Annotated in this window: 22 protein-coding genes; 2 read left to right on the top strand and 20 right to left on the bottom strand. The window is 63.0% G+C overall.

The window, feature by feature from the left end:
* Positions 1-25: 25 nt before the first annotated feature.
* The 4 genes from MUO32_RS08415 to MUO32_RS08430 form a co-directional block, all read right to left on the bottom strand.
* Entirely contained in the window at positions 26-1,159 is a 1,134-nt protein-coding gene (locus tag MUO32_RS08415; protein WP_257948236.1) for a Gfo/Idh/MocA family protein, read from the bottom strand.
* A gap of 53 nt (positions 1,160-1,212) precedes the next feature.
* Entirely contained in the window at positions 1,213-2,265 is a 1,053-nt protein-coding gene (locus tag MUO32_RS08420; RefSeq protein WP_257947762.1) for a sugar phosphate isomerase/epimerase, read from the bottom strand.
* A gap of 45 nt (positions 2,266-2,310) precedes the next feature.
* A complete protein-coding gene (gene iolD / locus MUO32_RS08425) occupies positions 2,311-4,152 on the bottom strand; it encodes a 3D-(3,5/4)-trihydroxycyclohexane-1,2-dione acylhydrolase (decyclizing) (RefSeq protein ID WP_257947763.1) in 1,842 nt (613 codons plus the stop codon).
* A 92-nt stretch (positions 4,153-4,244) separates the two neighbouring features.
* Complete coding sequence (locus MUO32_RS08430) at positions 4,245-5,438, bottom strand: Gfo/Idh/MocA family protein (RefSeq protein ID WP_257947764.1); 1,194 nt, start codon at positions 5,436-5,438, stop codon at positions 4,245-4,247.
* Between the two features lie 105 nt (positions 5,439-5,543).
* Here MUO32_RS08430 and iolG point away from each other — a divergent pair, with 105 nt between their 5' ends.
* Positions 5,544-6,548 (top strand): inositol 2-dehydrogenase, encoded by a 1,005-nt coding sequence (iolG, locus tag MUO32_RS08435; protein WP_257947765.1) that lies wholly within the window; start codon positions 5,544-5,546, stop codon positions 6,546-6,548.
* A 45-nt stretch (positions 6,549-6,593) separates the two neighbouring features.
* Here the strand turns inward: iolG and MUO32_RS08440 are convergent, their stop codons facing one another.
* The 8 genes from MUO32_RS08440 to MUO32_RS08475 form a co-directional block, all read right to left on the bottom strand.
* Positions 6,594-7,505, bottom strand: coding sequence for a MurR/RpiR family transcriptional regulator (locus MUO32_RS08440; protein ID WP_257947766.1), 912 nt, complete (start codon positions 7,503-7,505; stop codon positions 6,594-6,596).
* Positions 7,506-7,700: 195 nt separating this feature from the next.
* Entirely contained in the window at positions 7,701-8,648 is a 948-nt protein-coding gene (locus MUO32_RS08445) for a substrate-binding domain-containing protein (RefSeq protein WP_257947767.1), read from the bottom strand.
* 33 nt (positions 8,649-8,681) lie between these two features.
* Entirely contained in the window at positions 8,682-9,689 is a 1,008-nt protein-coding gene (locus tag MUO32_RS08450) for an ABC transporter permease (RefSeq protein ID WP_374708631.1), read from the bottom strand.
* A gap of 5 nt (positions 9,690-9,694) precedes the next feature.
* On the bottom strand, positions 9,695-11,203 hold the full coding sequence (locus tag MUO32_RS08455; protein WP_257947768.1) for a sugar ABC transporter ATP-binding protein: 1,509 nt from the start codon (positions 11,201-11,203) through the stop codon (positions 9,695-9,697).
* Between the two features lie 2 nt (positions 11,204-11,205).
* Entirely contained in the window at positions 11,206-12,192 is a 987-nt protein-coding gene (locus MUO32_RS08460) for a hydroxyacid dehydrogenase (RefSeq protein WP_257947769.1), read from the bottom strand.
* Positions 12,193-13,008 (bottom strand): HpcH/HpaI aldolase/citrate lyase family protein, encoded by an 816-nt coding sequence (locus tag MUO32_RS08465; protein ID WP_257947770.1) that lies wholly within the window; start codon positions 13,006-13,008, stop codon positions 12,193-12,195. It lies immediately after the preceding gene.
* A gap of 10 nt (positions 13,009-13,018) precedes the next feature.
* Positions 13,019-14,455 carry an NAD-dependent succinate-semialdehyde dehydrogenase gene (locus MUO32_RS08470; RefSeq protein ID WP_257947771.1) on the bottom strand — a complete coding sequence of 479 codons (1,437 nt, stop codon included), beginning with the start codon at positions 14,453-14,455 and terminating at the stop codon, positions 13,019-13,021.
* A gap of 212 nt (positions 14,456-14,667) precedes the next feature.
* A complete protein-coding gene (locus MUO32_RS08475; protein ID WP_257947772.1) occupies positions 14,668-15,789 on the bottom strand; it encodes a Gfo/Idh/MocA family protein in 1,122 nt (373 codons plus the stop codon).
* A gap of 115 nt (positions 15,790-15,904) precedes the next feature.
* Between MUO32_RS08475 and iolE the strand changes: the two genes are divergently transcribed.
* Positions 15,905-16,804: a myo-inosose-2 dehydratase gene (gene iolE, locus MUO32_RS08480; protein ID WP_257947773.1), complete on the top strand. Its 900-nt coding sequence runs from the start codon at positions 15,905-15,907 to the stop codon at positions 16,802-16,804.
* 41 nt (positions 16,805-16,845) lie between these two features.
* Here the strand turns inward: iolE and MUO32_RS08485 are convergent, their stop codons facing one another.
* From MUO32_RS08485 to MUO32_RS08520, 8 genes are all read right to left on the bottom strand, one after another.
* The gene (locus tag MUO32_RS08485) at positions 16,846-17,622 is read right to left on the bottom strand and encodes an ATP-binding cassette domain-containing protein (protein ID WP_374708618.1); all 777 of its coding nucleotides are present in this window, start codon (positions 17,620-17,622) and stop codon (positions 16,846-16,848) included.
* Positions 17,622-18,743 (bottom strand): ABC transporter permease, encoded by a 1,122-nt coding sequence (locus tag MUO32_RS08490; protein WP_257947774.1) that lies wholly within the window; start codon positions 18,741-18,743, stop codon positions 17,622-17,624. The genes MUO32_RS08485 and MUO32_RS08490 overlap by 1 nt, the downstream gene beginning before the upstream one ends.
* Before the next feature lie 76 nt (positions 18,744-18,819).
* Positions 18,820-19,764 (bottom strand): sugar ABC transporter substrate-binding protein, encoded by a 945-nt coding sequence (locus MUO32_RS08495; RefSeq protein WP_257947775.1) that lies wholly within the window; start codon positions 19,762-19,764, stop codon positions 18,820-18,822.
* 64 nt (positions 19,765-19,828) lie between these two features.
* A complete protein-coding gene (locus tag MUO32_RS08500; RefSeq protein WP_257947776.1) occupies positions 19,829-20,938 on the bottom strand; it encodes a phytanoyl-CoA dioxygenase family protein in 1,110 nt (369 codons plus the stop codon).
* Between the two features lie 265 nt (positions 20,939-21,203).
* Positions 21,204-22,178: an ABC transporter permease gene (locus MUO32_RS08505; protein ID WP_257947777.1), complete on the bottom strand. Its 975-nt coding sequence runs from the start codon at positions 22,176-22,178 to the stop codon at positions 21,204-21,206.
* The gene (locus MUO32_RS08510; RefSeq protein ID WP_257947778.1) at positions 22,178-22,948 is read right to left on the bottom strand and encodes an ATP-binding cassette domain-containing protein; all 771 of its coding nucleotides are present in this window, start codon (positions 22,946-22,948) and stop codon (positions 22,178-22,180) included. The genes MUO32_RS08505 and MUO32_RS08510 overlap by 1 nt, the downstream gene beginning before the upstream one ends.
* A gap of 17 nt (positions 22,949-22,965) precedes the next feature.
* Positions 22,966-23,922, bottom strand: coding sequence for an ABC transporter permease (locus MUO32_RS08515; protein ID WP_257947779.1), 957 nt, complete (start codon positions 23,920-23,922; stop codon positions 22,966-22,968).
* A gap of 98 nt (positions 23,923-24,020) precedes the next feature.
* Positions 24,021-25,049 carry a sugar ABC transporter substrate-binding protein gene (locus MUO32_RS08520; protein ID WP_257947780.1) on the bottom strand — a complete coding sequence of 343 codons (1,029 nt, stop codon included), beginning with the start codon at positions 25,047-25,049 and terminating at the stop codon, positions 24,021-24,023.
* Positions 25,050-25,367: the final 318 nt, after the last annotated feature.

Consider the following 25,367-nt stretch of genomic DNA (forward strand, 5'->3'; position numbering starts at 1 on the left):
TGCAGTCCGATTCGTCCCGTGCGCCCTAAGCGAACTGCAACGACAGCCATCCGCCATTGTGCTTCTCATGGCTGTCGACCACGGCGTCGACGAAGGCCACGCCTTTGAGCCCGTCATAGGAGGACGGAATCCCCTCCCCGAACGGCCCGGCCGAGGCTCCGCTTTCCTTCGCCCGGATGACGGCGGCGAAGCCGGAATAGAGGTTCGTGAAGGCTTCGATATAGCCTTCGGGATGGCCGGGCGGTGTGCGGGTTCGAACGCGCGCACCATCGCTAAGATCGTCGCGGCCGCGCTTGATCGTTTCCGGGGCGCCGAAGAGCCCCGTGAAGATCAGTTCATTCGGTTGTTCCTGATGCCAGGCGAGACTGCCCTTTTCACCGAAGACCCGTAGCCGCAAGCCGTTCGACTGGCCAATCGCGACCTGGGAGGACCATAGAAGGCCACGCGCGCTGCCTTTGTAGCGGATCATCACATGGGCATTATCATCCAGCGCACGGCCCTCGACGAATGTCGCGAGATCGGCGGCGACGGCTTCAGCCTTCAATCCGGTTACGAAGCCCGCGAGATGATAGGCATGCGTGCCGATGTCGCCGATGGAGCCGCCGCGCCCGTTCTTTTTCGGATCGGTGCGCCAGGCTGCCTGCTGATTGCCTTGCAGTTCGATCCCCGTGGCCATCCACTCCAATGGATACTCGACCTGCACCACACGGATCTTGCCGAGGTCTCCGCGCGCAACCATGGCCCGCGCTTCATGAACCATCGGATAGCCGCTGTAGGTGTAGGTCACGCCAAGGAAACGTCCCGTCGCCTGCGCGAGGTCATGGAGCGCAATCGCATCCTCGACGGTCGTGGTCATGGGCTTTTCGCAAATGACGTCGAACCCCGCTTCGAGAAACGCCTTGGCGATGGGAAAATGCGTGTGGTTGGGCGTGCAGATCGCCACCACATCGATCCGGTTGTCGCGTGCGCGCTCTCCCGCCACCATGGCGAGATAGTCGCCATAGGAGCGATCGCGATCGATGAAATTCTTGGCGGCGAAGCTGTGGCCCCGTTCGGCATCGACATCGAAAGCGCCTGCCACAAGGTCATAGTGGTTGTCGAGACGGGCAGCGAAGCGGTGGATGCCGCCGATATAGGCGCCCTCGCCGCCACCGACCATGCCGAGGCGAAGACGACGGTTGGACAGGTTTGTGTTCGACACGGCCAAGGTCCTTAGATCCCGAGGATTTCATTGTTGACGGATCGGTCCGCACCGGACTTCACGAAGTCATCGAAAGCGCGATCCGAGACCTTGATGATGTGGTCGCGGATGAAGCGCGCACCCTCGGCCGCGCCATCTTCCGAATTCTTTAGGCAGCATTCCCATTCGAGAACGGCCCATCCGTCAAAACCGTAGCCCGTGAGTTTCGAGAAGATGGCACCGAAATCGACCTGCCCGTCGCCGGGCGAACGGAAGCGGCCGGCACGGCTGACCCACGGCTGATACCCGCCATAAGCGCCGGTCTTGCCCGTTGGCCGGAACTCCGCGTCCTTGACGTGGAAGGTTTTGATGCGCTGGTGGTAATGATCGATGTAGGCGAGGTAGTCGATCGACTGAAGCACCAGATGGCTCGGGTCGTACATGATGTTGCAGCGCGCATGGTTGTCGACGCGCTCCAGGAACATCTCGAAGGTCAGGCCGTCATGCAGGTCTTCGGTCGGGTGAATTTCGTAGCAGACGTCGACGCCCTCGTGGTCGAAAGCATCGAGGATCGGGCGCCAGCGGCGCGCCAGTTCATCGAAACCGTCGGAAATCAGCCCGTCCGGCCATTGCGGATAGGGGTAGAAATAGGGCCACAGAAGCGTCCCGCTGAAGGTCGTGTGGCGATCGAGACCAAAGCGGCGCGAGGCCTTGGCTGCGCAGAGCAACTGGTTGACAGCCCATTCCTGCCGGGCCGCTGGATCACGGTGGACCTTGGCCGGCGCGAAGGAATCGGCCGGCAGGTTGAAGGACGGGTGGAGAGCGACGAGCTGCCCCTGCAGATGGCTGGCGAGATCCGTCACGACGAGGCCATGCTCGCCCAGCGTCCCCTTGATCTCGTCGACATAATCCTGGCTGTCCGCCGCGCGTTCGAGATCGATCACGCGGCTGTCCCACGTGGGAATCTGAACACCCTTGAACCCCTTGTCGGCGGCCCAGCCGGCCAGTCCCTTCAGCGAGTTGAACGGGGCATCATCGCCGGCAAATTGCGCGAGAAACACGCCGGGACCCTTGATGGTTCTCATGCTTGTCGTCCTTCAGATGAGTATGGTGCCGAGGTCGTGGCGCGATCAGACGCCGACGCGCTGGTTCTTGCGGCCTTCCTGCTGGTCTTTCGCCGCGGCATTGACTTCCGCCCGCTCGCTGACCTGCGGCACGCCAACATCCCACCAGGCATCGCCGGGCGTCCAGGTGAAGGCGTCGGAGACGATGGTGAGCACGGTCGTGCGGTCCGTCGTCTGCGCCCATTCGACCGCATCGCCGAGATCGGCAAGGCTTTCGACATGGCGGGTAAGCGCACCCATCGACTCGGCATGTTTGCCGAAGTCGACCGCGAAGGGCTCCTTGACGCGGCAATCCTTGATGAGATTGTTGAACGAGGCGCCACCCTTGGCATTCTGCAGGCGGTTGATGACGGCGTAGCCGCCGTTGTCGCAGACGATGAGGATCATCTTGTGGCCGGAGAGAACCGTCGAATAGATGTCCGAATTCATCATCATGTAGGTGCCGTCGCCGATCATGACGATCGGCGTGCGGGTGGGATCGGCCATGGCAGCACCCCAGCCGGCGGCGATTTCGTAGCCCATGCAGGAGAAGCCGAATTCGCAGTCGAAGGTGTTCGGCGCCTTGACGCGCCAGTTCTTCATCACCTCGCCCGGCAGGCCGCCGGCGGCGGTGATGATCAGGTCACGGTCCTTCGCCTTGGAATTGACGATGCCGACCACCTGCGCATAGGTCGGAACAGGCGCGTTCGTCGGCTTCTGATAGCCGTCGAGCGCATCGTTCCACTTGGCGAATTCCAGCCTGCCCTTTTCCGTCCAGCCGGCGTCGGCCTTGTAGTCGCCGATGGCGGCCTCAACCTCACCGACCGTTTCCAACGCATCGCCCACCACGGCGACGGCGCGATGCTTGTTGGCATCCCAGCGCGCCGCATTGATCGAGACGAACCGGGCGTCGGGCGAGAAGGCCGTCCAGGAGCCCGTCGTGAAGTCCATGAGGCGTGTGCCGACCGCCAGAATCACATCAGCCTCGCCGGCAAGCGCATTGGCCGAGGTGGAGCCGACAATGCCGATCGGGCCGACATGGGCCGGATGGTCGTGGGTGACGGTGCCCTTGCCGGCAATGGTCTCGCAAAGCGGGATGCCGTGCTTTTCCGCAAAATCGGCCAGCGCCGTTTCCGCACCGGAATAGCGCACGCCCCCGCCGGAGATGATCAGCGGGCGCTTGGCTGCCTTCAGCACGCGGATCGCTTCCGCGAGGCTGTCGCGATCGGGCCGCGGGCGCGGCACCTTGTGCACGGTCGGCGTGAAGAAGCTTTCCGGATAGTCCCAGGCGATCTCCTGTACATCCTGCGGCAAGCCGAGGAACGCCGGGCCGCAATCGGCTGGGTCCAGCAAGACGGCGACGGCCTGCGGCAGCGAGGAGAGGATCTGTTCGGGATGGGTGATGCGATCCCAGTAGCGCGTCACGGACTTGAAGGCGTCGTTGACGGTGATCGTCGGATTGCCGAAATGCTCGACCTGCTGCATCACCGGATCGGGGCGGCGGTTGACGAAGCTGTCACCGGCGAGAAGCAGGATGGGAAGGCGATTGGTGTGCGCCACGCCCGCAGCCGTCACCATGTTGAGCGCACCCGGACCGATCGAGCTGCACGCCACCATGATCTGGCGTCGGCGCGTCGCCTTGGCAAAACCGATCGCGGCAAGCGCCATAGACTGCTCGTTCTGGCCACGCCAGGTCGGCAGCGTATCCTGGACCGCCTCCAGCGCCTCCGACAGGCAGGTGACGTTGCCATGACCGAAAATAGCGAAGACGCCCGGGAAAAGCGGCTCGCGTCGGCCGTCGATTTCAGTAAACTGGTTGCAGAGATAGCGGACCAGGGCCTGCGCCATGGTGAGACGAACGGTACCCATTTAAAAACCTCCCTGAGCCGGCATTGCCGCGCCAGCCCTCTTCGTAGAACTTATTATTTCATAAATTTTGATATTGCAATACTTATTGCAAATCACATCGACAGCGTGCAATCCGTCCATTGCCCGCCCGACTGGCTCGATGCGAGCGCCGCCTCGATGAACTTCACACCAAGCGCACCGTCCACCACCGTCGGATATTCCAGCAGCCCTGCGGGCAAGGTCCTGCCAAGACGGCGTGCCTCGACGGCAATCGCAAATTCCTCATAGAGATTGCCCCAGGCATCGCTCAGCGCCTCCGGGTGGCCACGCGGCATGTGCACGAAGCGCGCCGCATGCACGCCGATGCCAGCGCCTTCGCCGCGCGTCAGCACGCGGGCCGGTTCGTTGAAGCGACGAAAATGCAGGAGTTCCGGCTCTTCCTGGTTCCATTCCAGGCTTGCCTTGTCACCGAAGACCCGGATGCGCAGCCCGCAATGGGCGCCGGGCGCGACCTGCGAGATCATGATGGTGCCGGGAATGTCGCCTTCGTAGCGCACATGCATGAAGGCCGTGTCCTCCAGCGCCTTCGGCGGGCCTAGTGTGTGGAACTCTGCCCGAACCGCCGTGACGGGGCGACCGCAGACGAAGGCGCCGAGATGGTGGCAATGGGTGCCGATGTCGCCAGTGGTGAAGGTGGGACCGACGATCGACGGATCGACACGCCATTGCGCGCCGGCACCGGCATCGCTCAGGGGCGTCAGCGCCCATTCCTGAAAATACTCGACATGCACCTGCTGCAGCTTTCCAAGCACGCCCTCGCGGATCATCGCCCGGGCTTGCCGCACCATGGCGGAGGCGGCATAGGCATAGGTCACGCCGAAGACGAGGCCCGTCTCCTTCTGCCGGCGCACGAGATCGAGCGCATCGGCAAGCGTCGTCGTCAGCGGCTTGTCGCTGATGACGTCGATGCCCTTTTCCATGAAGGCGCAGGCGATGGCATGGTGGGAATTGTTCGGCGTGGTGATCGCCACGGCATCGATGCCATCCGGCCGCGCTGCCTCGCGCTCGGCCATCACCCGGTAATCCGTGTAGATGCGGTCCTCGGCGAGCAGCCAGGCACGCCCGGATTCCAGCGCCACCTGCGGCCGGGACGACAGTGCGCCCGCAACGAGATCCCAGCGATTGGAGAGGCGGGCACCGCGCGCGTGCACCTTGCCGATAAAACTGCCCTGCCCTCCGCCGACGATGCCGAGCCGCAAACGACGCTCGGCCAGCGGAAATTCTTGGCTGCCTGAAACCTCTGGCATGATCCCCTCCCTCAAAATCCACGCTTGCCCGAAAACAGGCTTGCAGAATTAATATTGACGGAATATCAAATGCGCAACTTTTTTTGCATCACCATCAGGAGGAAGTTGATGATCAGGATTGCGTTGCTCGGCTGCGGGCGCATCGGGAAGATGCATGCTGCCACGATTGTGCGTTCAAGCAAAGCTGAACTCGCAGCCGTGTACGATCCGGTTTCCGCAGCCGCCGACGAAGTCGGTCGCCAGTTCGGATGCCTGGTTGCCGGCAGTGCCGAAGAGGCGATCGCACAGGCCGATGCAGTGCTGATCGCGACGTCCACGCCGACGCATGCGGACCTCATCGAGGCATCCGCAAAAGCCGGCAAGGCGATCTTCTGCGAAAAGCCCATCGACCTGTCGCTTGCCCGGGTCAAGGCCTGCCGCGCGGCACTACTGGGCTTCGACAGGCCGATCCAGATCGGCTTCAACCGCCGTTACGATCCGGGCCACCGGGCCGCGCGCGATGCCGCCCGTTCCGGCGAGATCGGCGAGATCCGCCAGGTGATCATCACGTCGCGCGACCCCGGCCTCGCCTCGCGCGAATACCTCAAGGCATCCGGCGGCATCTTCAAGGACATGACCATCCACGATTTCGACCTCGCCCGCTTCATGCTGGGCGAAGAGCCCGTCGAAGTCTTCGCCACCGGCAGCGCGCTCATCGACCCGACGCTGGCCGAGCTGAACGATATCGACTCCACCATGGTCGTTCTGCGCACGGAAAGCGGCAAGCTCTGCCACATCAACAACTCCCGCGCCGCCATCTACGGCCATGACCAGCGCGTCGAGATCCTGGGTTCGAACGGCATGCTCATTTCCGGAAACCGCCGCGCGCATGGTCTCGAACGGTTCGGACCGACCGCGACGGGCGCCGGCGAGCCCTTCCTCAATTTCTTCATCGAGCGCTATGCGGAAGCCTATGCGCTGGGGCTGGAATCGTTCATCGACTGCGTCGAAACCAACGCCACGCCGGATGCCACCTTTGAAGACGGCGAAAAGTCCCTGGCGCTCGCCGAAGCCGCAAATCTCTCGCGCGCCGAGCGGCGGTTCGTCAACATCCGCGAAATCGTCGGCTGAGACCCCTGCCCGCCGTGCCCAGACGGGTGTGGCGGGCATTCCTTCTCAGGGTTTGCGGCGCTGGTTTCCCGTCACCGTCGGAATTTGCGGCGAGTCCTTCTTGTCCTCCTGGAGCAGCGCTGCAACGGCGACCGCGATCGCCTGGGTCAGGCACATGGGTGCCGCAAGCGAGCGCGAGAACGAATATTCATCCTCCGGGATCGTGAACAGAACGCTGGCATTCTTCGCAAGCGGTGACAGCTGGCTGTCCGTGATGGCAACCATCGGCGTGCCATTGTGTGCCGCAACGTCGGCGATCGTCACGACTTCCTTGGCATAGTGACGGAAGGCGATTGCGACCAGCACGTCTTTCTTGCCCATGACCTGCGCCATTTCAGGCGCAAGTCCGCCCGCCGGGTCGAGCAGAATGACCCGAAGCTGAAGCATGGAGAGCACGTAGCGGAGGAATTTCGCGATCGGCTCGGAGCGCAGCTGCCCGGCGATAAAGATCGTATTCGCGCTCTTTATGACCTTGGCCGCCTTGGACAGGCTTTCCTCAGGCGTCGAGCTCAGCAGTTCCTGCAGCGTTGCAATATCGCGAACGACCAGATCGTGCAGGAAGCCAAGGTTGCCCTTCCGCTTGTTCTTCTCCAGATCGACGTCCAGCGCGCTGATCCGCTCGCGATAGCCTGGGGCCGCCGTCGAGAGCCGGGTCTGGAAAACGGCCTGGAGCTGCTTGAAACCGGAAAACCCGAAATTCTGGGCGAAGCGCACGAGGATGGAGGGATGGGCGCCGCATTCCTCGGCAATCGCGTTGATCGATTTCATCGCGACAACGTTCGGGTTCTGCGTGATGAAGCGGGCAACCTGCTGGAAACGGTCGCTCAAGTCCGGATAGGCTTCCGTAACGAGATTGACGAATGTTTCGTAGTTGGCTGTGCGCGGTGGCGGCTGATCGGACTGTTTTACCCGTGGCATGCAGCGCAACTCCTGAAGCGTGATGTGCAAGAGGCCGCGGCATTCCATGCTTGTCTTGCGCGCGGTCCAATCGCCTGATCAGTGCAGTATTGCAAAAATAGACAATCCGCAACGCTTGTCGCGGCGGACCTGTCCGGCCGCCCTTCCAGGGACGACTATACGGGGTGCGCCCTGACGAGCGCACCCTGTCATTCCTCAATAGGGGGCGTCGGGGAAGTAGTATTCCGCCGCATTGTCCTTGGTGATCAGCGGGCTGCCAAGCACGTAGCGACCGTTGATCGGCGCCTGCGTGGCGAACTTCATGGTGACGAGTTCGATCGCGGGGATGATCAGCGTCGGCGGGTAGAAGATGTCGGCATCGACCATGTCGTGGCCGTCCATCACCAGCTTGATCACCTTGTTCATGCCGGAACCGCCCAGCACCGTCACGTTCTTGCGCTCCGCCTGCTTGATCGCCTCGATGGCGCCGAGTGCGGCATCGTCGTCGCCAGCCCACACACCGTCGATCTCAGGGAACCGCTGGAGATAGTCCTGCATCACCTCGAAACCCTTGTCCGGGTTCCAGTTGGCGTACTGCATGTCGAGCACTTCGATCTTGGTATCCTTCAGCGCCGCGTTGAAGGCGTCGATGCGGATGTTGTCGATCGCCGTCGGGATGCCGCGCATCACGACGATCTTGCCGCCATCGGGAAACTTCTTCTTGAAGTATTCGGCGGCCGCCTTGCCGTATTGCGGGTTGTCGCCGCCGACATAGAGGTCTTCGATGCCTTCCTCGGCAAGACCCCGGTCGACGGTCGCGATGAACACACCCTTCGCCTTGGCGGCCTTGACCGGCTCGGTCAGCGGGTCGGATTCGAAGGGCAGGACGACGAGCGCATTGATGTTGCGCGCCATCAGGTCCTCGATATCGTTGACCTGCTGTGTGGCGCTCGACGAGGTCGCCAGCACGAAGTCGATGTTCGGGAAGGCTTCCTTCATCCGGTCGATGGTGCGCTTGGTATGGTAGTTGAGGCCGCCCGTCCAGCCGTGCGTGGCGGCCGGGATCGAGACGCCGATGACGGCGTCGGCGGCGAGCGCCGGCGTTGCCAGCGCCGCAACGAGGACCGCGCCTGCGGCAAGGATGGATTTCAGTTTGTGGATCATTCACTTGTCTCCCTGTTGAAGTGAAAAGAAGGGTCAGCCCTGCGAGCGGTCGCGTTGCAGGAGGACGGCGATGATGATGATCGCCCCCTGGAATGCGCCGTTGAGATAGGGGCTGATGAAGCCGGTGAGGTTGAGGATGTTGCTGATGAAGCCGAGGATCAGCACGCCGACGATGGTGCCCCAGATGCGCCCGAAACCGCCGCTGAGCGCCGTGCCGCCGATGATAACGGCGGCAATCGCCTCCAGTTCCCACATCAGCCCGGTCGAAGGGGTCGCTGCACCAAGGCGCGGCACGTAAATCACCGTCGCGACGGCGACACAGAGGCCCTGGATGACGTAGGTCAGGATGCGCACGCGGTTGACCGGGATCGCCGAATAGAAGGCGACGTGCCGATTCGAGCCGATGGCCGCCACATGCCGGCCGAAGCGCATGCGCCGCAGCACCAGTTCACCGACAATGGCGATGACGCCGAGCACGAGGATCGGCACGGCGATACCGAGGACCTGGCCGTAGTAGATCGGGCGCGCGGCATCGCGCAGCGAGAAATCGAGCGAGATCGAGCCGCCATCCGCAAGCCAGGTGATGACCGAGCGGAAGATGCCCATGGCGCCGAGCGTTACGATGAAGGCTTCCACCCGCCCCTTGACGATCATGACACCGTTGAGGAGGCCGGCCGCGGCACCGACGACAAGAGAGCAGACGATGCCGGCGGCGACGAGTTGCCAACCCGGCCCGAGCACCTCGGCGGCCGAATTCATGAACATGATCGTCACACCTGCGACCAGCGCCGAGAGCGAGCCGACGGAAAGGTCAAGCCCGCCCGCCGTGATGACGAAGGTCGCGCCGACCGCGATGATGCCGATGATGGCGCTACGCGTGAAAACGTTCGAGAGGTTTTCCGCGCCGAGAAAGCTGTCGCTCATCAGGGAACCGATGAGCATCAGCAGGATGAGAGCAATCAGCGGGCCGGCAGCCTCGAAAATGCCCGCAAGGGTGCGGCCCGGCGACGCTGTGGCGTTGCCGGCGGATGTCGCGGTAATGTCGGTCAATGGCTTGCCTCCTCCTGCGGGGCCTTGTCTTCCAGGCCCATGGCAAATCGAATGATGTCGGTCTCGCTGATCGCGTCGCCGGAAAGCTCGCCGGCAATGCGGCCGCGCCGCATGACCAACACGCGATCGGACAGCCCGACGATCTCCTGCATCTCGGACGAGATGACGACGATCGCCTTGCCCTCTGCGGCGAGCGTGGCGATGATCTCGTAGATCTGCTGCTTGGCGCCGATATCGACGCCGCGCGTCGGCTCGTCGAAGACGATCAGGTCGGGCTCGACGGCAAGTGTCTTGGCGATCAGCACCTTCTGCTGGTTGCCGCCGCTGAGCGCGCCGGCCGTGACGTCGAGGCGGCCGGCGCGGATGTCGTAGCGTCCGACGGCGGCTTCGAGATCACGCCGCTCCGCCCGCCGGTCGATCCACCTCGCGCCGTTGATCGCGCCCTTGGTGAGCGCCACGTTCTGGTCGAGCGACTTGCCGAGCAGCAGGCCCTTGCCCTTGCGGTCCTCCGTCAGGTAGGCGAGTTTCAGCCCCCAGGCCTCACGCGCCGCCGGCAGCTTGCGCGCCTCACCACGCAGCACGAAGGACCCGCATCGCGCCGGCCGCAGCCCGAAGAGCGCTTCGAAAAGTTCCGTGCGGCCGGAGCCGACGAGCCCGGAAATGCCGAGCACTTCGCCTTCACGAATATCGAGTGTCGCCTCCTCGACGGCGCCCGGCGACGTCAGGCCGGCGACGCTGAGCAATGCCTTACGGTCCGCCGCACCGCGCCGGGGTGGATAGATTTCCGACAGAGGCCGCCCGACCATCGCCTCGGCCATCGCATCCTCGGAAATATCGCTGGTGTTCTCGACGCGCACGATCTGGCCGTCGCGCAGGACCGCGACGCGATCGGCGATATCCTTCACCTCCTCAAGGCGATGCGACGTGAAGATCACCGAACCGCCCGCCTCGCGGAACGCGCGGATACGGGCAAACAGGTTGCCCGCCTCCGTCGCCGACAGCACTGCGGTCGGCTCGTCCATCAGGATGAGCTTCGGTTGCCGGGCGAAAGCCTTGGCGAGCTCGATCATCTGCCAGTCGGAGACGGGCAAGTCGCGCAGCCGCGTCCGGACGGGAGCGATTGACCCGAGTTCGGCCAGCAGGTCTCGTGCGCGTGCCTCCATCGCCTTGCGATCGGTGAAGAGGCCGCGTGTGATTTCCCGGCCGAGAAAGACGTTTTCCGCCACCGTCAAATGGGGCGCCAGGCAGAATTCCTGGTGTACCATGACGATGCCCGCGCGTTCGGCGGCATGCAGCGTTGCCGGCGCCGGCGCGCCGTCCAGCAGCATCGTGCCCGAAGACGGCGGTGCCAGCCCGGCGGCAATGCGCATGAGGGTCGATTTGCCCGCGCCGTTTTCACCAACGAGCGCCAGCACCTCGCCCGGTTTCACCACGAGATCGATGCCCTTCAGCACCGGCACGATGCCATAGGATTTGGCGATGTCGCGAAATACCAGGAGCGCCATGATCAGCCGCCGACCGGAGAAAGACGCGGAGCAATCTCGGCGCGGTTGACGACGAGTGCCGGGTCGAGCGTGCCACTGAAGAAATCGAGGATGTTTGCCGCCGCCGAGATGGCCATGCGCCGCGCGCAGGCTTCGGTGAGCCCGGCATTGTGCGGGGAAAGCACCACCCGGTCGCAGGCGAGCATGGGGTCGTCATGTGCCGGCGGTTCGGCATCGAGCACGTCGAGGCCGGCCGCGGCAAGCCGCCCCTCATTGAGCGCCGCCAGCAACGCCCCTTCATCGATCAGGCCGCCGCGCGCCGTGTTGACGAGAATGGCCGAACGTTTCATCACGGCCAGCTCCGCAGCACCGATCAAAGGCTCGGCGCCGGATTTGGGCACATGCAGCGACACGACGTCGGCGCGCGAAAGGCCATCGAGCAAGTCATCCACAGGCGTTGCGCCAGCCGCCGCGATCTGGTCCGCGGCCTGGAACTTGTCGTAGGCAAGCACCGTCATGCCGAGCGCCGTCGCGATCTGCGCCAGCCGCCTGCCGATGCGGCCGAAGCCGACCACCAGCAGCGTGCCCCCATCGAGCTCGTCGGCATCGAGACTGTTCCGGTAATTCCAGTCGCCTTGCCGCATCTTGCGATCAAAGAGGACGGTGCGGCGCGCGGCCGAGAGCATCAGCATGACGGCGTGCTCGGCCACGGCGCGGGAATTCACATCCCCCACGACGGCAAGCGGGATGCCGCGGCCGTTCAGGGCTGCAACGTCAACCGAATCGTAGCCGACGCCGTGGCGCGAAACGATCTTGAGATTGGGCGCATCGGCAATGAACGCCGCCGACAGCGGCTGGGTGCGGATGAGCAGCGCATCGGCGGTCGCGAGGAACGGCGCATAGCTTGCCGCGGAGACCTCCTCGACATAGTCGATCGTCACGCCGGGCGCGGAGTTAAGAACGGCTAGGCCGTCCGCGTGGATCTTGCCTGCCACCAGGATCCTGGGCATTCAATATCCTCCCGTGTCGATCGTGTTGGCGGGAGAAAACTCCTGCACGAGATCACGGAATTTCCGCACGCTCGCCTCGGCAGCACCTGCAAGAAGGCGGACATCGTTGGTGACCGTCACGAAATCGAAGCCCCAGCCCACCGCTTCCGCCGCGTAGTCGGGCGTGCCGTTGTGCAGTGCCGCCCGCTTGCCGGCCCTGTGGGCCGCATGGAGGATCGACTTGATCGCCTCGATCATCTCCGGCTCGCGGCGGTCGAAGCCGGGCGCGTAGCGCTTGCCCTGGAGCCCCAGCGTCAGGTCGGCGGGGCCGATATAGACGCCATCGAGGCCGGGGGTCGCGAGGATATCTTCGAGGTTCTCGTAGGCCTGCGCGGTCTCGATCATGGCAAGGCAGATCATTTCGTCGTCGGCTTCCGCGGCATATCCGGCACCGGCTGAAAACAGTGCGCGGCTGGGACCGAAGCTGCGGACGCCGTTGGGCGGATAGCGCACATAGGAGACGAGCCGCTCGGCCTCGGCGCGCGTATTGATCATCGGGCAGATGACGCCATAGGCGCCGGCGTCCAGCGCCTTCATGATGTCGGCGGGATCGAGCCACGGCACGCGCACCAGCGGCGTCACCCCGCTTGCTCGCATGGCCTGCAGCATCGGCACCGCCCCGTCGTAACCGACAATGCCGTGCTGCATGTCGATGGTGAGCGAATCGTAGCCCTGCGCCGCCATGATTTCCGCACTGAAGGAATTGGCGATGGAGAGCCAGCCATTGAGGACGGGCTTGCCTTCGGCCCAGCGCTGTTTGACACCGTTCTTGATCATGGCTGCCTCCTCAGACCAGCATTTGCGCGAGCTTGACGTTGGAATAGTCGAGGATGCCCTCGGTGCCGCCTTCGCGACCCATGCCACTCGCCTTGATGCCGCCGAACGGCGCCTCGGCGGCGGCGAGCGCAAAACTGTTGACCCCGACCATGCCCGCCTCCAGCCGCGCCGCCGCCTCGCGTGCCCGGCCGGCATCACGGGTGAAGACGTAAGCGGAGAGGCCCATTTCGGAGGCATTCGCCCGCTCGAAAACCTCATCTGTGCTGGAGAACGGCGTGATGGCGGCGATCGGGCCGAAGTTCTCCTCGGCGATTGCCTTGGCATCGTCCGGCAGGCCGGTGATGACGGTCGGCTCGAAGAAGAACCCGGCGTTCATATCCGCCGGGCGCCGCCCGCCCGTAAGAATCTTGCCGCCGCGGTCGCTGGCATCGGCAACGATCTCTTCGATTGCAGCGATGCGCCGCTCGTTGATCAGCGGCCCCATCTGCGTCGCCTCGTCGAGGCCATGGCCGAGTTTTAGCGCGCGGGCGCGGGCAGCAAAGCCTTCGGCGAAGCGATCATGCAGCGCTTCGTGTACGTAGAAGCGGTCCGGCGTGACGCAGACCTGACCGGCATTGGCGTATTTGGTCGGCACCGCGAGATCGAGCGCCTTGTCGAGATCGGCGTCGTCGAAGACGATCATCGGCGCATTGCCGCCGAGTTCCATGCTGATGCGCTTCACCGTCTCGGCGCTGTCGCGGATCATCTGCTGGCCGACGCGCGTCGATCCCGTCAGCGAAACCTTTCGCACGACCGGCGATGTCATGATCGGCTTGTAGGTGTTGCCGGTCGGGCCGATCAGGAGATTGGCGACACCCGCCGGAAGGCCGGCTTCGCGCAGGCAATCGAAAAGGACCATTGCCACGCCCGGCACCTCGACGGAAGGACGGACGATGACGGCGCAGCCGGCGGCAAGTGCGGGCGCGACCTTGCGGGCAATCAACGCCGCTGGAAAATTCCACGCGGTGAAGGCCGCGACGACACCGACGGGCTCGTGCGTGACCTCCAGGCGGCCGCCCGGCACACGGCTTTCGACGATGCGGCCGTAGATGCGGCGGGCTTCCTCCGCGTACCAGCGGAACTGGTCGACGGCGAGCGCCCATTCGCGACCCGCCTGCACCAGCGGCTTTCCGGTTTCGAGCGTGATCTGGCGTGCAGCCTCGGCCGTGCGCGCCGCCATCACATCGGCCGCCTTGTGCAAGTGGTCCGCGCGTGTCCAGGCCGGCATTCTCTTCCACGCGTGGAAAGCCTTGTCCGCAACGCTGATCGCCCTGTTGGTGTCATCGACGCTCGCCACGGGAACGACGCCCAAGACGTCGCCATTGCCCGGATCCGTGATTTCAGTCGATGCGCCAGTCGCGGGACCTGACCAGGCACCATCGATGAACAAGCCGTGGGACGCGTACATGTTTCCTCCTCGGATTGCTGATGGAGACCCGATCAGCAACATTCATTTTCATTATTACAAAGACGCAATTTTAATTGCACGTCAAGCGTAATCGGCACGATGGACAGCTTGTTGGGGGTGAATGGAGCGTCGGACGCGGTGCCGGCGAGCGCGGCGCGAATTGCCGGAAAAACTCCATGTGCAATTATTATTGCGCCACCATCGTCCTGCGGTCAATCACCATTCACATCAAGCCATGCGCCGGCGCGCGACGATTGCTGGATCGTCTCCACCAGCGTCTGGATGCGCAGGCCAGCGCGGAAATTGAACGGCTCCGGACGCAAGCCGGCAATCGCCTCCAGATAGCCGGCGACCTCGATGGTCTTCAGATCGTTGAAGCCAAGCTGGTGGCCGGGGGCGACGCAGAAACGGCCATAGGGCGCGTGGTCGGGACCGGCTTCGATACGCCGAAAACCCTGCCGCCCCTTCGCATCGGCCGTCGAATAGAAATGAAGCTCGTTAAAGCGCTCCTGCGAAAAGGCAAGCGCGCCCTTCGTGCCGTAGACTTCGAAATCGTGCTGCATCTTGCGGCCGGTTGCGATCCAGTTGCCCTCGATGGAGCCGGTCGCGCCATTGGCAAAGCGCAGGAAGGCGCGGCCGACATCGTCCGTCTCGACCGGCCGCACACCGCCCCTGCCATCGGGGCGGCTCGCGATCATCGTGACGCAGTCGCCCATGACCTTCGTGATCGGTCCCATCAGGAACTCCGCCGTTGCCAGCGCGTGGCTGCCGATATCGGCCAAGGCACCGCCACCGGCAGGATCGTGCCGGAAGGTGAACGGGCCGCTTGCATCGGCCATATAGTCCTCCGCATGGAGGCCACGGTAACCGCGGATGTCGCCAAGTTCCCCGCCGGCGATCATCTCCCGGGCGAGGCTGAGCATCGGGTTGCAAAGGTAGTTAAAGCCGACCTGCGTCTTGATGCCGGCCTTCTCCGCCGCTTCGGCCATCTCGCGCGCGTCGCGCGCAAGCGGGGCAAGCGGTTTTTCGCAGTAGACGTGTTTGCCGGCGGCGATGGCCGATAGCGCCATCTCCTTGTGCAGCGCATTCGGTGCCGTGATGTCGATGACATCGATATCGGGATCCGCCACCAGGCTGCGCCAGTCATCCGTGGCACGCTCGAAGCCAAAGGCCCCGCGCGCGGCTTCCGCTTGCGCCATGGTCACATCGGCGATCGTGGCAAGTTCCACGTCATAGGGCAGGTCGAACACCCGTTCGGCGGCGGCGAAGCCGAAGACATGCGTCTTGCCCATGAAACCCGACCCGATGAGGCCAAGACGGAGCTTCTTTTTCATTTTCTCTGTTCCCTGGATGATGCGCATTTTGTTTAATGCAATTATCATTGCAAAAATATTCAAGTGTCAATATTTGTTTTTCAGACACCCGAAACCCCTTACCCGGAGCCCGACCATGAAAGCCAAACTCGGCATTGCCCCCATCGCCTGGTGGAACGACGACCTGCCGGAAATCAGCAGCGACATTTCGCTGGAAGGATGCCTTGCCGAGGCCGCGCAAGCCGGCTTTACCGGCATGGAGACCGGCCGCCGGTTCCCGATGGACGCGAAGATCCTGCGCCCCATTCTCGACAAGCACGGCATCCAGGTTTGCGGCGGCTGGTTCTCCGGCCTTCTGCTCGATGGCGACATCGAGGCGGAGAAGGACCGGATCGCCGAGCAGATGGCGCTGTTCAAGGCGGTCGATGCTCCCTGCATCGTCTACGGCGAGACGGCCGGCACCATCCAGGGCGACCGCACCGCGCCGCTTGCCACCAAGCGCAAGCTCTCCGAGGACGAGATCAAGGCCTACGGTCGCAAGATGACGGCCTTCGGCGAATGGTGTTCCGACCAGGGCATGCCGATCTCCTATCACCATCACATGGCGGCGCCGATCGAGACCGAGGAAGAACTCGATCTCCTGATGAAACATTCCGGCGAAGGCTTGCCGCTGCTCTTCGATGCCGGCCACATGGCCTTTGCCGGCGGCGACGTCCTGCACGTCATCGACAAACATCACAGCCGCATCACCCATGTGCACACCAAGGACGTCCGCCTGCCGGTGATCGACGCGCTCGACCGCACGAAGGAGAGCTTCCTCGACGCCGTCATCAAGGGCGCCTTCACAGTGCCCGGCGACGGCAGCCTCGATTTCGAGGCCATCGTCAAGCGCCTCGCCTCCCACGGCTACGAGGGCTGGTTCGTCGTCGAGGCGGAGCAGGATCCCACCCACAATCCGCCGCTCGACATGGCAAAGATCGGCCATAAGGAACTCCTCCGCGTCATGGCCGCCGCCGGTTACGAGGTGGTTCGTTGATAGAGCGACGGGACGTGCCGGCTTGAGCCGGCACGTCCGTTTCAGATCGTCCCGCCGAGCGAGGATTCCAGCAGCGCCAGTTCCTGCCCGCCGGCCATCATGTCCTGCAAGGCTGCCGCATCCACCGTGCCGCGTTCGGCGGTACCGAGCGTCTGGCCGCGGTTCAGCACCGTGAAGCGATCACCGACAGCGAGAGCGTGACGGACGTTGTGGGTGATGAAGACGACGCCGATGCCCTGTTTGCGCACCCGATCGATCGTGCTCAGCACGTTCGCCGTCTGGCGCACGCCGAGCGCGGAGGTCGGTTCGTCGAGGATCAGCACCTTGGCGCCGAAATAGACCGCTCGCGCAATCGCCACCGTCTGGCGCTCGCCGCCGGAGAGCGTGCCGACCGCCTGGTCCGGACCACGCAGGCTGATGCCCATCTTGCGCATTTCCTTGACGGTGATGTCATCGGCCTTGTCCGTATCGAACGTCTTGAACGGCCAGACGCCACGCTCCGGCTCCCGCCCCATCCAGAAATTGCGGCTGACGCTCATCAACGGGATCATCGCAAGGTCCTGATAGACCGTGGCAATGCCCGCCGTCATGGCGTCGCGCGGGCTCTGGAACAGGGTCGCCGTGCCTTCCACCAGCACCTCCCCGCCACTCGGCTTGTAGACGCCGGACATGATCTTGATGAAGGTGGATTTTCCCGCACCGTTGTCGCCGAGCAGGCAGTGGCATTCGCCGGCCTTGACGTCGAAGGAGACACCGGCCAGCGCGATGACATGGCCGAAATGCTTCGTGATGTTTCTCATCTCCACGATGGCGGACATCAGCGTTCTCCCGTGATGATGCGGCGGATGTAGGTGTTCATGATGACGGCCGTCAGCAGGATCACGCCGAGGAACACCCGGAAGAGCGAGCTTTCCGCATTGGCAAAGAACAGGCCCTGCTGCACCACGCCGAAGATGATGGCGCCAAGTGCCGCCCCAATGACGGAGCCATAGCCGCCGGTGAGCAGCGCGCCGCCGATGACCACGCAGATGATCGCCTCGAACTCCTTGAGCAGGCCACGGTCGGCCGCCGCCGAGCCGAACTCCATCACCTGGCAGGTGGCGAAGACGACGGCGCAGAAGGCGGAGAACATGAACATCAGGATTTTTACGCGATTGACCGGCACGCCGACGTAGCGCGCGGCAAGCGCATCACCGCCCGCTGCAAAAATCCAGTTGCCGAACTTGGTGCGGGTCAGCAGCCAATGGCCGAAGACGACAAGCACGATCGCCCAGACGACGAGCATGGGAATGCCGTCGATGACCGGCTGCCCGGCGCGATTACCGCGGGTGAAGGTGGCGATCCAGCCCGCCTCCCCCATCCAGGTGAAGAGCCAGCCTAAAACCTTGCCGCCGAAGACCGGCGCGAGCCAGTCGGTTGCCGCTTTTTCGGCAACGCCGCCGATGATCGTCTGACGGGTAAAATAGATCGAGCCCCAGATGGTCAGGCCGCGCAGGATATAGAGGAAGGCGAGTGTCACGATGAAGGACGGCAGGCCGGTGCGGATGACCAGCCAGCCGTTCACGCCGCCAAGCAGGACGCAGAAGACGAAGGTCGCGATGATGGCGAGCCAGAGCGGCACCCCGAGATGGACCGACAGAATGGCCATCATGACACCGGAAAAGCCGATCATCGAGCCGGTGGAAAGATCGAACTCGCCGGCAATCATCAGAAGACAGGCGCCCGCCGCGATGACCATGAACTGGGCCGAAACCACCGTCCAGTTCATCACGCCCTCGGCGGCGAACATGCCGCTGTCGCCGGCAATTACCGCAAACAGCAGGAAGACCAGGATGGTGCCGCAGATGCCGCCGAGCTCGGGCCGGATCAGCGCGCGCCTGAGCGGCGAGACGGGTTTGATGCGCTCGTCCTTCAGCGCGTCCGGAATGACGTCCGTCATGAATGCATTTCCTCCCTCAGAAGCATTTTTTGGCGCGCACGGGCAACGAGCCGGTGCGCGCCAAAAGTTCGTCAGATCAGCGGTACTGGCCTGCCAGAGACTCGACGAGCGCGATGTTGTCCTTCGTCACGAAGCCCGGGCCGGTGAAGATGGAGTTCGACGGCGTCACACCGTAGCGGACGAAGTTCGTCAGCACCTGGATCGGGATCGAGCCCTGCAGGAACGGCTGCTGGTCGATCGCGAAGTTGATCGTGCCGTCCTTGATGGCCGCGGAGATTTCTGCGGAGAGGTCGAAGGTGCCGAAATACAGGTCGCCATCGAGGCCCATCTCCTTGACCGCCCGGATCGACGGTTCGGCCGAGTTAGGGCCGAGCGTCAGGATCGCACCGGTATCGGGATTGGCGGTGAGATAGGCCTTCACCTTGTTCTGCACTTCCGACGGATCGATACCGGAATCGACCATCTGGTTGCCGAGTTCCACGCCGATGCCTTCGGCAAAGCCGCGGCACCGTTCAACGGAAGCAGGGTTGGTGATGTAGTGGTTGACGCAGAGGAAGCTCTTGATGCCCGCCTCCTTCGCGCGCTTGCCGGCACCGAGACCCGCTTCATATTCCGGCTGGCCGACATGCATCAGTGCGCCGAGCTTCTGGCTTTCTTCCACCGTGCCGGAATTGACGGTGACCACCGGAATGCCCTTGGCAACGGCATCCTTTATCGGTCCTTCCAGCACGTTGAAATCGGCGATCGTGACGATGATGCCGTCGACGCCGGCCGCCGAGCTCTGCTGCACGAGGCGCGCCATGTCGGCAAGGTCGCCGCTCGGCGGGTTACGATATTCGGTCGTAACGCCCATCTGCTCGTTCGTGACCTTGATCGCGTTCTTGATGACGTTGAACCAGCTGTCGCTATCCGGGCCATGGCTGATCCAGACGAATTTCTCGCCGTCCGCATTGGCGATACCGGCAAACGCCGTCGTGGCAAGCAGCGCGCCGAGGGCGAGCGATTGCAGAATTTTCTTCATGAACGATTTCCTCCCGAAATTGGCTTCCTGTTTCCTCCCCGCCCGAAGCCATTGCGGGTAATTTTTAAGCGGCGCGCTTGGCACCCTGTGCGGAAAGCGCTGCGTCGAGCTGCGCCTCATCCCAACCTTCCACGACGGCCCGGGCAAGCAGCTCCTGCTGGCTTTCCGGTGCGAGACCGCCAAGCGGCGGGTCGGTGTCGAGATTGGTCGGAAACGGATAACCGTCCGCGGTCGCGGCAATCACCGCCCGCCGTCCTTCAGGCGACAGTGCCGCCAGATGTGGATAGACGGCGCGGGCCATGGCCGTGCGGTCGAGATTTTCCATGTGGCGGGCGAAGGCGGATGCCGTCTGGATAAGATTGACCATGCGCACGACATCCGCCGTCCGGTTCTCACCGGCGGCATGGAACAGCGCCGGGCTGAAGAAGATGGCATCGCCCTTTTCCAGGGGAAGCTGGACGCAATGTTCTTCGAAATAGGCCTGGAATTCCGGCCGCGTGGCGGCGACATAACCCGGCAGGTAGCGCTGCGAATGCGGCAGCAGCTTCGTCGTTCCGCTCTCGACGGGCATGTCGCAATGGGCGACGCCGCCCTGCAGGATGAGGGTCGGGCCGGTGGCGTGGATGTGCGTCGGATATTCCGCCATCTGCTCCGGCTTCATGAAGCCGAGGTGGTAATCGCGATGTGGCGCCTGCGCCTTGCCGCCGGGGCGCACCTGATTGACCTGCGTGGCGATCTGGTAACCCGGGCCGAGCCAGGCGCGGCAGGCAATGTCGATCACCGGATTGGCCATGTAGCGGGCGTAGACGGCGGGATTGCGCAGGCACAGCTTCTGCAGGCTGTTCCAGATACGGTCATTGGCACCGGCCTTGGCAAAGTGATCACCCGCGGCCGTGCCTGCCGCGCGCTCGTCGGCGATGATCTGGCGAAACACGTCACTGGCCGCATCGATGGCGCCAGGATCGGTGAAAGCGCGCTTCACCACGAAAACACCCGGCCCCTCGCCGATGACCGAGGCCCATTCCGGGCCGATGGCATCGTTGACGGACGCGCCGTCATAGATCGGGATGTTCTTCTCGATGGCAATGGCCGTCGGGCACATCGCCTTCGTGGTTTCGGTTTCGACCTCGCGCCGGAACTGCGCAAGATCGATCACCGCTGCAATGTCACTCATGAAATCCTCCTCCCGATCTGTATTGAATCCCGCACAAGACAGCACTCGACGCTCTCGCAACAACGCCGTTTGCGCGTTGCAAGTCATTGCCGGGATTAAGTAATTGCATTTATCCTCGATGAGCAACATTAATTGCAGATGTTGGAATGTCAACACACTTCGCGCCTATGGCGCAGGAGAGAGAAACAACCCTTCGGAAAGACCAAAAAAAATCGGCGCCGGTGTGCGGCGCCGATGCGGTCAGACAGGGTGAGAGAAGGTGCCGCTACTTGCGGATCGCCCAATTCCGGAGCGATTTGTCACCATAGGCCGCCCCGACGACGATGAGGCCGAGAATGAGGATGAACCATTGCGGCTGAACGCCGGTGACGACCAGGTAGGACTGGATGGAGGACAGGACGAAGGCGCCCATCAGGGCTCCGATCAGCGAGATCCGCCCGCCAGCCAGCAGGCAACCACCCAGAACACAGGAGGCAATGGCCTGCAACTCCATCAGTCGCCCCATGGATCCATCGGCAAATCCGAGCTTTCCAGCCTCCAGCGCGCCGGCAAAGGCGGCGAGCATGCCGCAGATGACGAATGCGGATAGCTTGATGCGATCGACACGCACACCGCGCGAATGCGCGCTGTCCGCCGAGCCACCGACGGCCAGCAGCCGGTTGCCGAATGGCATCGCCTTCAGAACAACGATGAGAACCGCAAAGACCGCGATCAACCAGAACAGGGCGGTGTTGAAGCCGAGAAAATCACCGCCACCGAGAAGGGAGTACGTCCAACCATTGCGCTCGGCATAGGGAATGGAAAACGAAAAGCCGTCCGTCAACGCGATCGCTATGCCACGAAAGATCATCAATGTGCCAAGGGTGATGATCAGCGAGGGTGTCTTCGTCCTGGTGATGAGCCAGCCGTTCACATAACCGATAGCCGCGCCAACGGCGATGGCAGCCAAAGCGGCAAATACGGGATCGATACGGGCGGCAAGCCAGAGATGGGCGAGCGCACCCATGCCGAAGGTCGAGCCGACCGAAATGTCGATCTCACCGGTCCCGATCACGATGGCGACACCCAGACTCATCAGCCCGAGTGTTGCCGTGACCTGCATGATCGTGCCGATATTATAGAGGTTGGCCCAACGCCCGTCCGAGGTCGATGCGAAAATGACGATCAGGATGGCGCCGATCAGGAAGATGCCGATTTCCGTGTGGCGGCGAATGAGGGGCTTTGCTGCGGAGAGCGCCATCAGACCGCCTCCTTCTCGACGACCCGACCGCCCTGGCGGATGACGTCTTCAAGCGCTTCCGCCGACATGCTGTCCGTCGACGCATCGGCAACCTTCTCACCGTTTTCCATGATGACGATGCGATCGGCGAGCTTGTGTACCTGGAAGATGTCATGCGTGATGTAGATGACGAGCAGGCCCTGCTCCTTCAGCTGCACCGCCAGTTCGTTGACATGCTCGCGTTCGCGCACCGACAGGTGGTTGGTCGGCTCATCCATGATGACGACGCGGTTCTTGAACTCAACGGCCCGGCCGATCTTGACCGATTGGCGCTCACCGCCCGACAGCCGCTCCACCTCGTCATCGGCCGAGACGTTCTCGCGAAGACCGAACTGGCGGATGACACGGCTGGATTTCTCACGCATCTTGGCGAAATCGAGAAACGGTATACCGAAGATGCGTTTGACCGGCTCCCGGCCGAGATAAAAGTTGCGTGCGATCGACAGGTTGTCGCACAGGCCGACGGACTGCTGGATGGTCTCGATGCCCTGGTCGATGGCGAGCTTCGGGTGAAACTTCTCGACCTTCTTGCCGTCGAAGAAGACCTCGCCTTTCGACGGGGCGTGGATGCCGCACAGAACACGGATCAGCGTGGTCTTGCCGGCACCATTGTCGCCGACCAGACCGATCAGTTCGCCAGCATTGAAATCGACCGAAACGTTCTTCAGAGCGTGAAAGGCACCGAAATAGAGGTCGAGGTTTTTCACCTGGATCAGGGGTTGTTGGGTCATTTGAGCGTCCTCCCGCGTCAAACGCTGTGCCCGAGAAAGCGGGCAAGCTTCTGATTGAAAATAACCGCCACGATGAGAACGGCGCCGACGAATGTGATGTACCAGGACGATGGTGCGCCGAGCGCGATCAGCTCGTAGCGGAAGCTGACGACGACCAAGGCGCCGAGGATGACCCCGAGGATCGACCCTCGCCCGCCGGTCAGCAGGCACCCGCCGATCACCGCCGCCGAGATGGCTTCAAGCTCCATGTTCTCGCCGAGCGTCACATGGGTCTGCGGCTGGTTGCACAGCGTCAGGATGCCGGCGAAGCCTGCGAGCAAAGAGCAGAGGACGAAGGCCGCCGTCTTGACGCGGTCGGTGCGAACGCCACGCGATTCAGCGCTTTCCCGACTGCCGCCGGTCGCCAAAAGACGGTTTCCGAAACGGGTGCCCCAGAGCATGATTGCCAGCAGGACGGAAATGATACCGACCCAATAGATGGCCGCGGAAATTCCGAAAAGCTCGCCGCCCAGGACGCGGGTCAGGGCGTGGGTGCGGGCATCCGGGGAGAAATTATGAACGGATCCACCCGTCCAGACGTAGATGATGCCGCGCGCCGCAAACAGGCCGCCAAGCGTGACGATCATCGATGGAAGCTCGCCTTTCACGACGGCGGTTCCCTGGATAAAGCCGGCCGCCGCCGCGATGAGCAGAGCCACGACCAGAGAGCCGGGCACGCCGAGAGAGGGCTCCAGCGTTATGAAGGCCACGCCGGTCAGCCCGTAGATCGACCCGACGGACAGATCGATCTCCTTCGTCATAATCACGAGGGCCTGACCCAACGCCACCAGGGCGAGGATGGCTGTGAACTGCGTGACGTTGGACAGGGTCTGTACCGTCCACCATCCGGAAAAATCGATTACGGTGAAAACGGCCAGCATGGCGATGACGCCGACGGTCGCGCCAAAACCCTGGCTGCGGACAAGGTATTGCATGGTTCTTGGTCCTGCTCGTTGATATGCGCCGCGGGATGCGCAAAGGAGGGCAGCCAGCCTGTCGAAAGGCCAGCCGCCCTCGCCCGGGAGGGTACCGGTTACCAGGTGTTCTGTTCGTCGTAGGCCTTGTCGCCGAACACGCCGCGGACCTGCGTGGCCCACTGATCCGCATTATCCTTGTTGATCACGAGCGGGCCCGTGAGGATGCTCTGCTGGGGCGCGTATCCGAACTTCTTGTTCCAATACAGCCACTCCATGGGCGCGTAGCCCTGCAGCCAGAAACCCTGGCTGTTCGTCGCGAGAATATGCCCCGCGCGCACGCCTTCGATCGATACCGGGCCTTCATCGACGGTCAGGACGGTGACGCCCTTGTCGTCGACGTCGGGATCGAGCTTCATCTCGTTCGCCACACCCCAGGCCCAAGGGGACGACCAGCCGGCGACCGTGAAGATATAGTTGGTGTCCGGATTGGCCTGCAGGAACGACTGCAGCGTGTTGCGCGCCGTTGCCGGCTCCGCGCCGATGAAGAGTTCGTCGAACTTGGCGCCCGCCTTCTCCATCACTTCTTTCATGCCGGCGCAGCGGGCCTTGAGGCCCTGATGCGCCGAGTCATGGCTTGCGCAGACCACATGTGTCGGCTTCGGGATTTCGCCGGCCTCGACCTTCGTCAGCGCATATTCCCCGAGCTTCTTGCCCGTCAGGAACTCGTCGCCGCCGACATAGGTGAGATAGGGAATGCGCTCGCCATCCGGACGGCCGTCCGGGATGTTGAAGGCGACGACCGGGATGCCCGCCTCGATTGCCTTGCGCAGCGGGCCTTCGAAGGCGTCGGAACTGACGATCGGTACGGCAATGCCGTCCGGCTGCGTCGCGATCGCCTGTTCGAGCAGGCGTACATGCTCCTGAACGGAGTAGTTGTTCGTGGAAATATATTCGGTCTTCACGTCCGGATATTTTGCTTCGAACTCCTTCAGGGACGTCGTCAGCCAGTTCATGTTCGGGTCGTTGGAGCCGATATGCGACACCATGACGAAACGATACTGCTTTTCGGCATCCTGCGCATGGGCGACCCCAAGTGCGGCAGACGCCAAAAGCGCGGAATACAGGATGCTTTTTCCAATGTTCATAAGGTTCCTCCTCCTTGACTGGAAACAAACGGAGTTTTCGATGCGAGCGGATTGCTCAGTCGTTTTCAGACGGCATCACAGGCAACCTCCACGCTGCCTGCCGAACTCCTCGATGCAACATTTATTGCATTAATTTAAGATGGTCAACATTTATTCCAGAACGGGAACGAGATCGACACTGCTGTCAGCGTTTGTGACTCTCTCGAGCGACCTGATCACGAGGCCGCTGGGACGTATTTTCATTGATGAGGATGATGGTTCACAAGGTTTTCATGGGGCGAATTCCGATTTCTTCTCCATCAAATGAGAGCATCGGAT

It is taken from the genome of Shinella sp. CPCC 101442, from assembly GCF_024704725.1.
In the GTDB taxonomy this organism is placed as follows: Bacteria; Pseudomonadota; Alphaproteobacteria; order Rhizobiales; family Rhizobiaceae; genus Shinella.

What these genes read in the sequence shown, in the direction of transcription:
- iolD (WP_257947763.1), bottom strand. Translation starts at nt 4,152, where the DNA reads ATGGGTACCGTTCGTCTCACCATGGCGCAGGCCCTGGTCCGCTATCTC.
- MUO32_RS08495 (WP_257947775.1), bottom strand. Translation starts at nt 19,764, where the DNA reads ATGAAGAAAATTCTGCAATCGCTCGCCCTCGGCGCGCTGCTTGCCACG.
- MUO32_RS08510 (WP_257947778.1), bottom strand. Translation starts at nt 22,948, where the DNA reads ATGACCCAACAACCCCTGATCCAGGTGAAAAACCTCGACCTCTATTTC.
- MUO32_RS08520 (WP_257947780.1), bottom strand. Translation starts at nt 25,049, where the DNA reads ATGAACATTGGAAAAAGCATCCTGTATTCCGCGCTTTTGGCGTCTGCC.
- MUO32_RS08515 (WP_257947779.1), bottom strand. Translation starts at nt 23,922, where the DNA reads ATGCAATACCTTGTCCGCAGCCAGGGTTTTGGCGCGACCGTCGGCGTC.
- MUO32_RS08455 (WP_257947768.1), bottom strand. Translation starts at nt 11,203, where the DNA reads ATGGCGCTCCTGGTATTTCGCGACATCGCCAAATCCTATGGCATCGTG.
- MUO32_RS08430 (WP_257947764.1), bottom strand. Translation starts at nt 5,438, where the DNA reads ATGCCAGAGGTTTCAGGCAGCCAAGAATTTCCGCTGGCCGAGCGTCGT.
- MUO32_RS08420 (WP_257947762.1), bottom strand. Translation starts at nt 2,265, where the DNA reads ATGAGAACCATCAAGGGTCCCGGCGTGTTTCTCGCGCAATTTGCCGGC.
- MUO32_RS08415 (WP_257948236.1), bottom strand. Translation starts at nt 1,159, where the DNA reads ATGGTCGGTGGCGGCGAGGGCGCCTATATCGGCGGCATCCACCGCTTC.
- MUO32_RS08465 (WP_257947770.1), bottom strand. Translation starts at nt 13,008, where the DNA reads ATGATCAAGAACGGTGTCAAACAGCGCTGGGCCGAAGGCAAGCCCGTC.
- MUO32_RS08460 (WP_257947769.1), bottom strand. Translation starts at nt 12,192, where the DNA reads ATGCCCAGGATCCTGGTGGCAGGCAAGATCCACGCGGACGGCCTAGCC.
- MUO32_RS08485 (WP_374708618.1), bottom strand. Translation starts at nt 17,622, where the DNA reads ATGTCCGCCATCGTGGAGATGAGAAACATCACGAAGCATTTCGGCCAT.
- MUO32_RS08470 (WP_257947771.1), bottom strand. Translation starts at nt 14,455, where the DNA reads ATGTACGCGTCCCACGGCTTGTTCATCGATGGTGCCTGGTCAGGTCCC.
- MUO32_RS08445 (WP_257947767.1), bottom strand. Translation starts at nt 8,648, where the DNA reads ATGATCCACAAACTGAAATCCATCCTTGCCGCAGGCGCGGTCCTCGTT.
- MUO32_RS08490 (WP_257947774.1), bottom strand. Translation starts at nt 18,743, where the DNA reads ATGACGGACGTCATTCCGGACGCGCTGAAGGACGAGCGCATCAAACCC.
- iolE (WP_257947773.1), top strand. Translation starts at nt 15,905, where the DNA reads ATGAAAGCCAAACTCGGCATTGCCCCCATCGCCTGGTGGAACGACGAC.
- MUO32_RS08500 (WP_257947776.1), bottom strand. Translation starts at nt 20,938, where the DNA reads ATGAGTGACATTGCAGCGGTGATCGATCTTGCGCAGTTCCGGCGCGAG.
- MUO32_RS08440 (WP_257947766.1), bottom strand. Translation starts at nt 7,505, where the DNA reads ATGCCACGGGTAAAACAGTCCGATCAGCCGCCACCGCGCACAGCCAAC.
- MUO32_RS08475 (WP_257947772.1), bottom strand. Translation starts at nt 15,789, where the DNA reads ATGAAAAAGAAGCTCCGTCTTGGCCTCATCGGGTCGGGTTTCATGGGC.
- MUO32_RS08505 (WP_257947777.1), bottom strand. Translation starts at nt 22,178, where the DNA reads ATGGCGCTCTCCGCAGCAAAGCCCCTCATTCGCCGCCACACGGAAATC.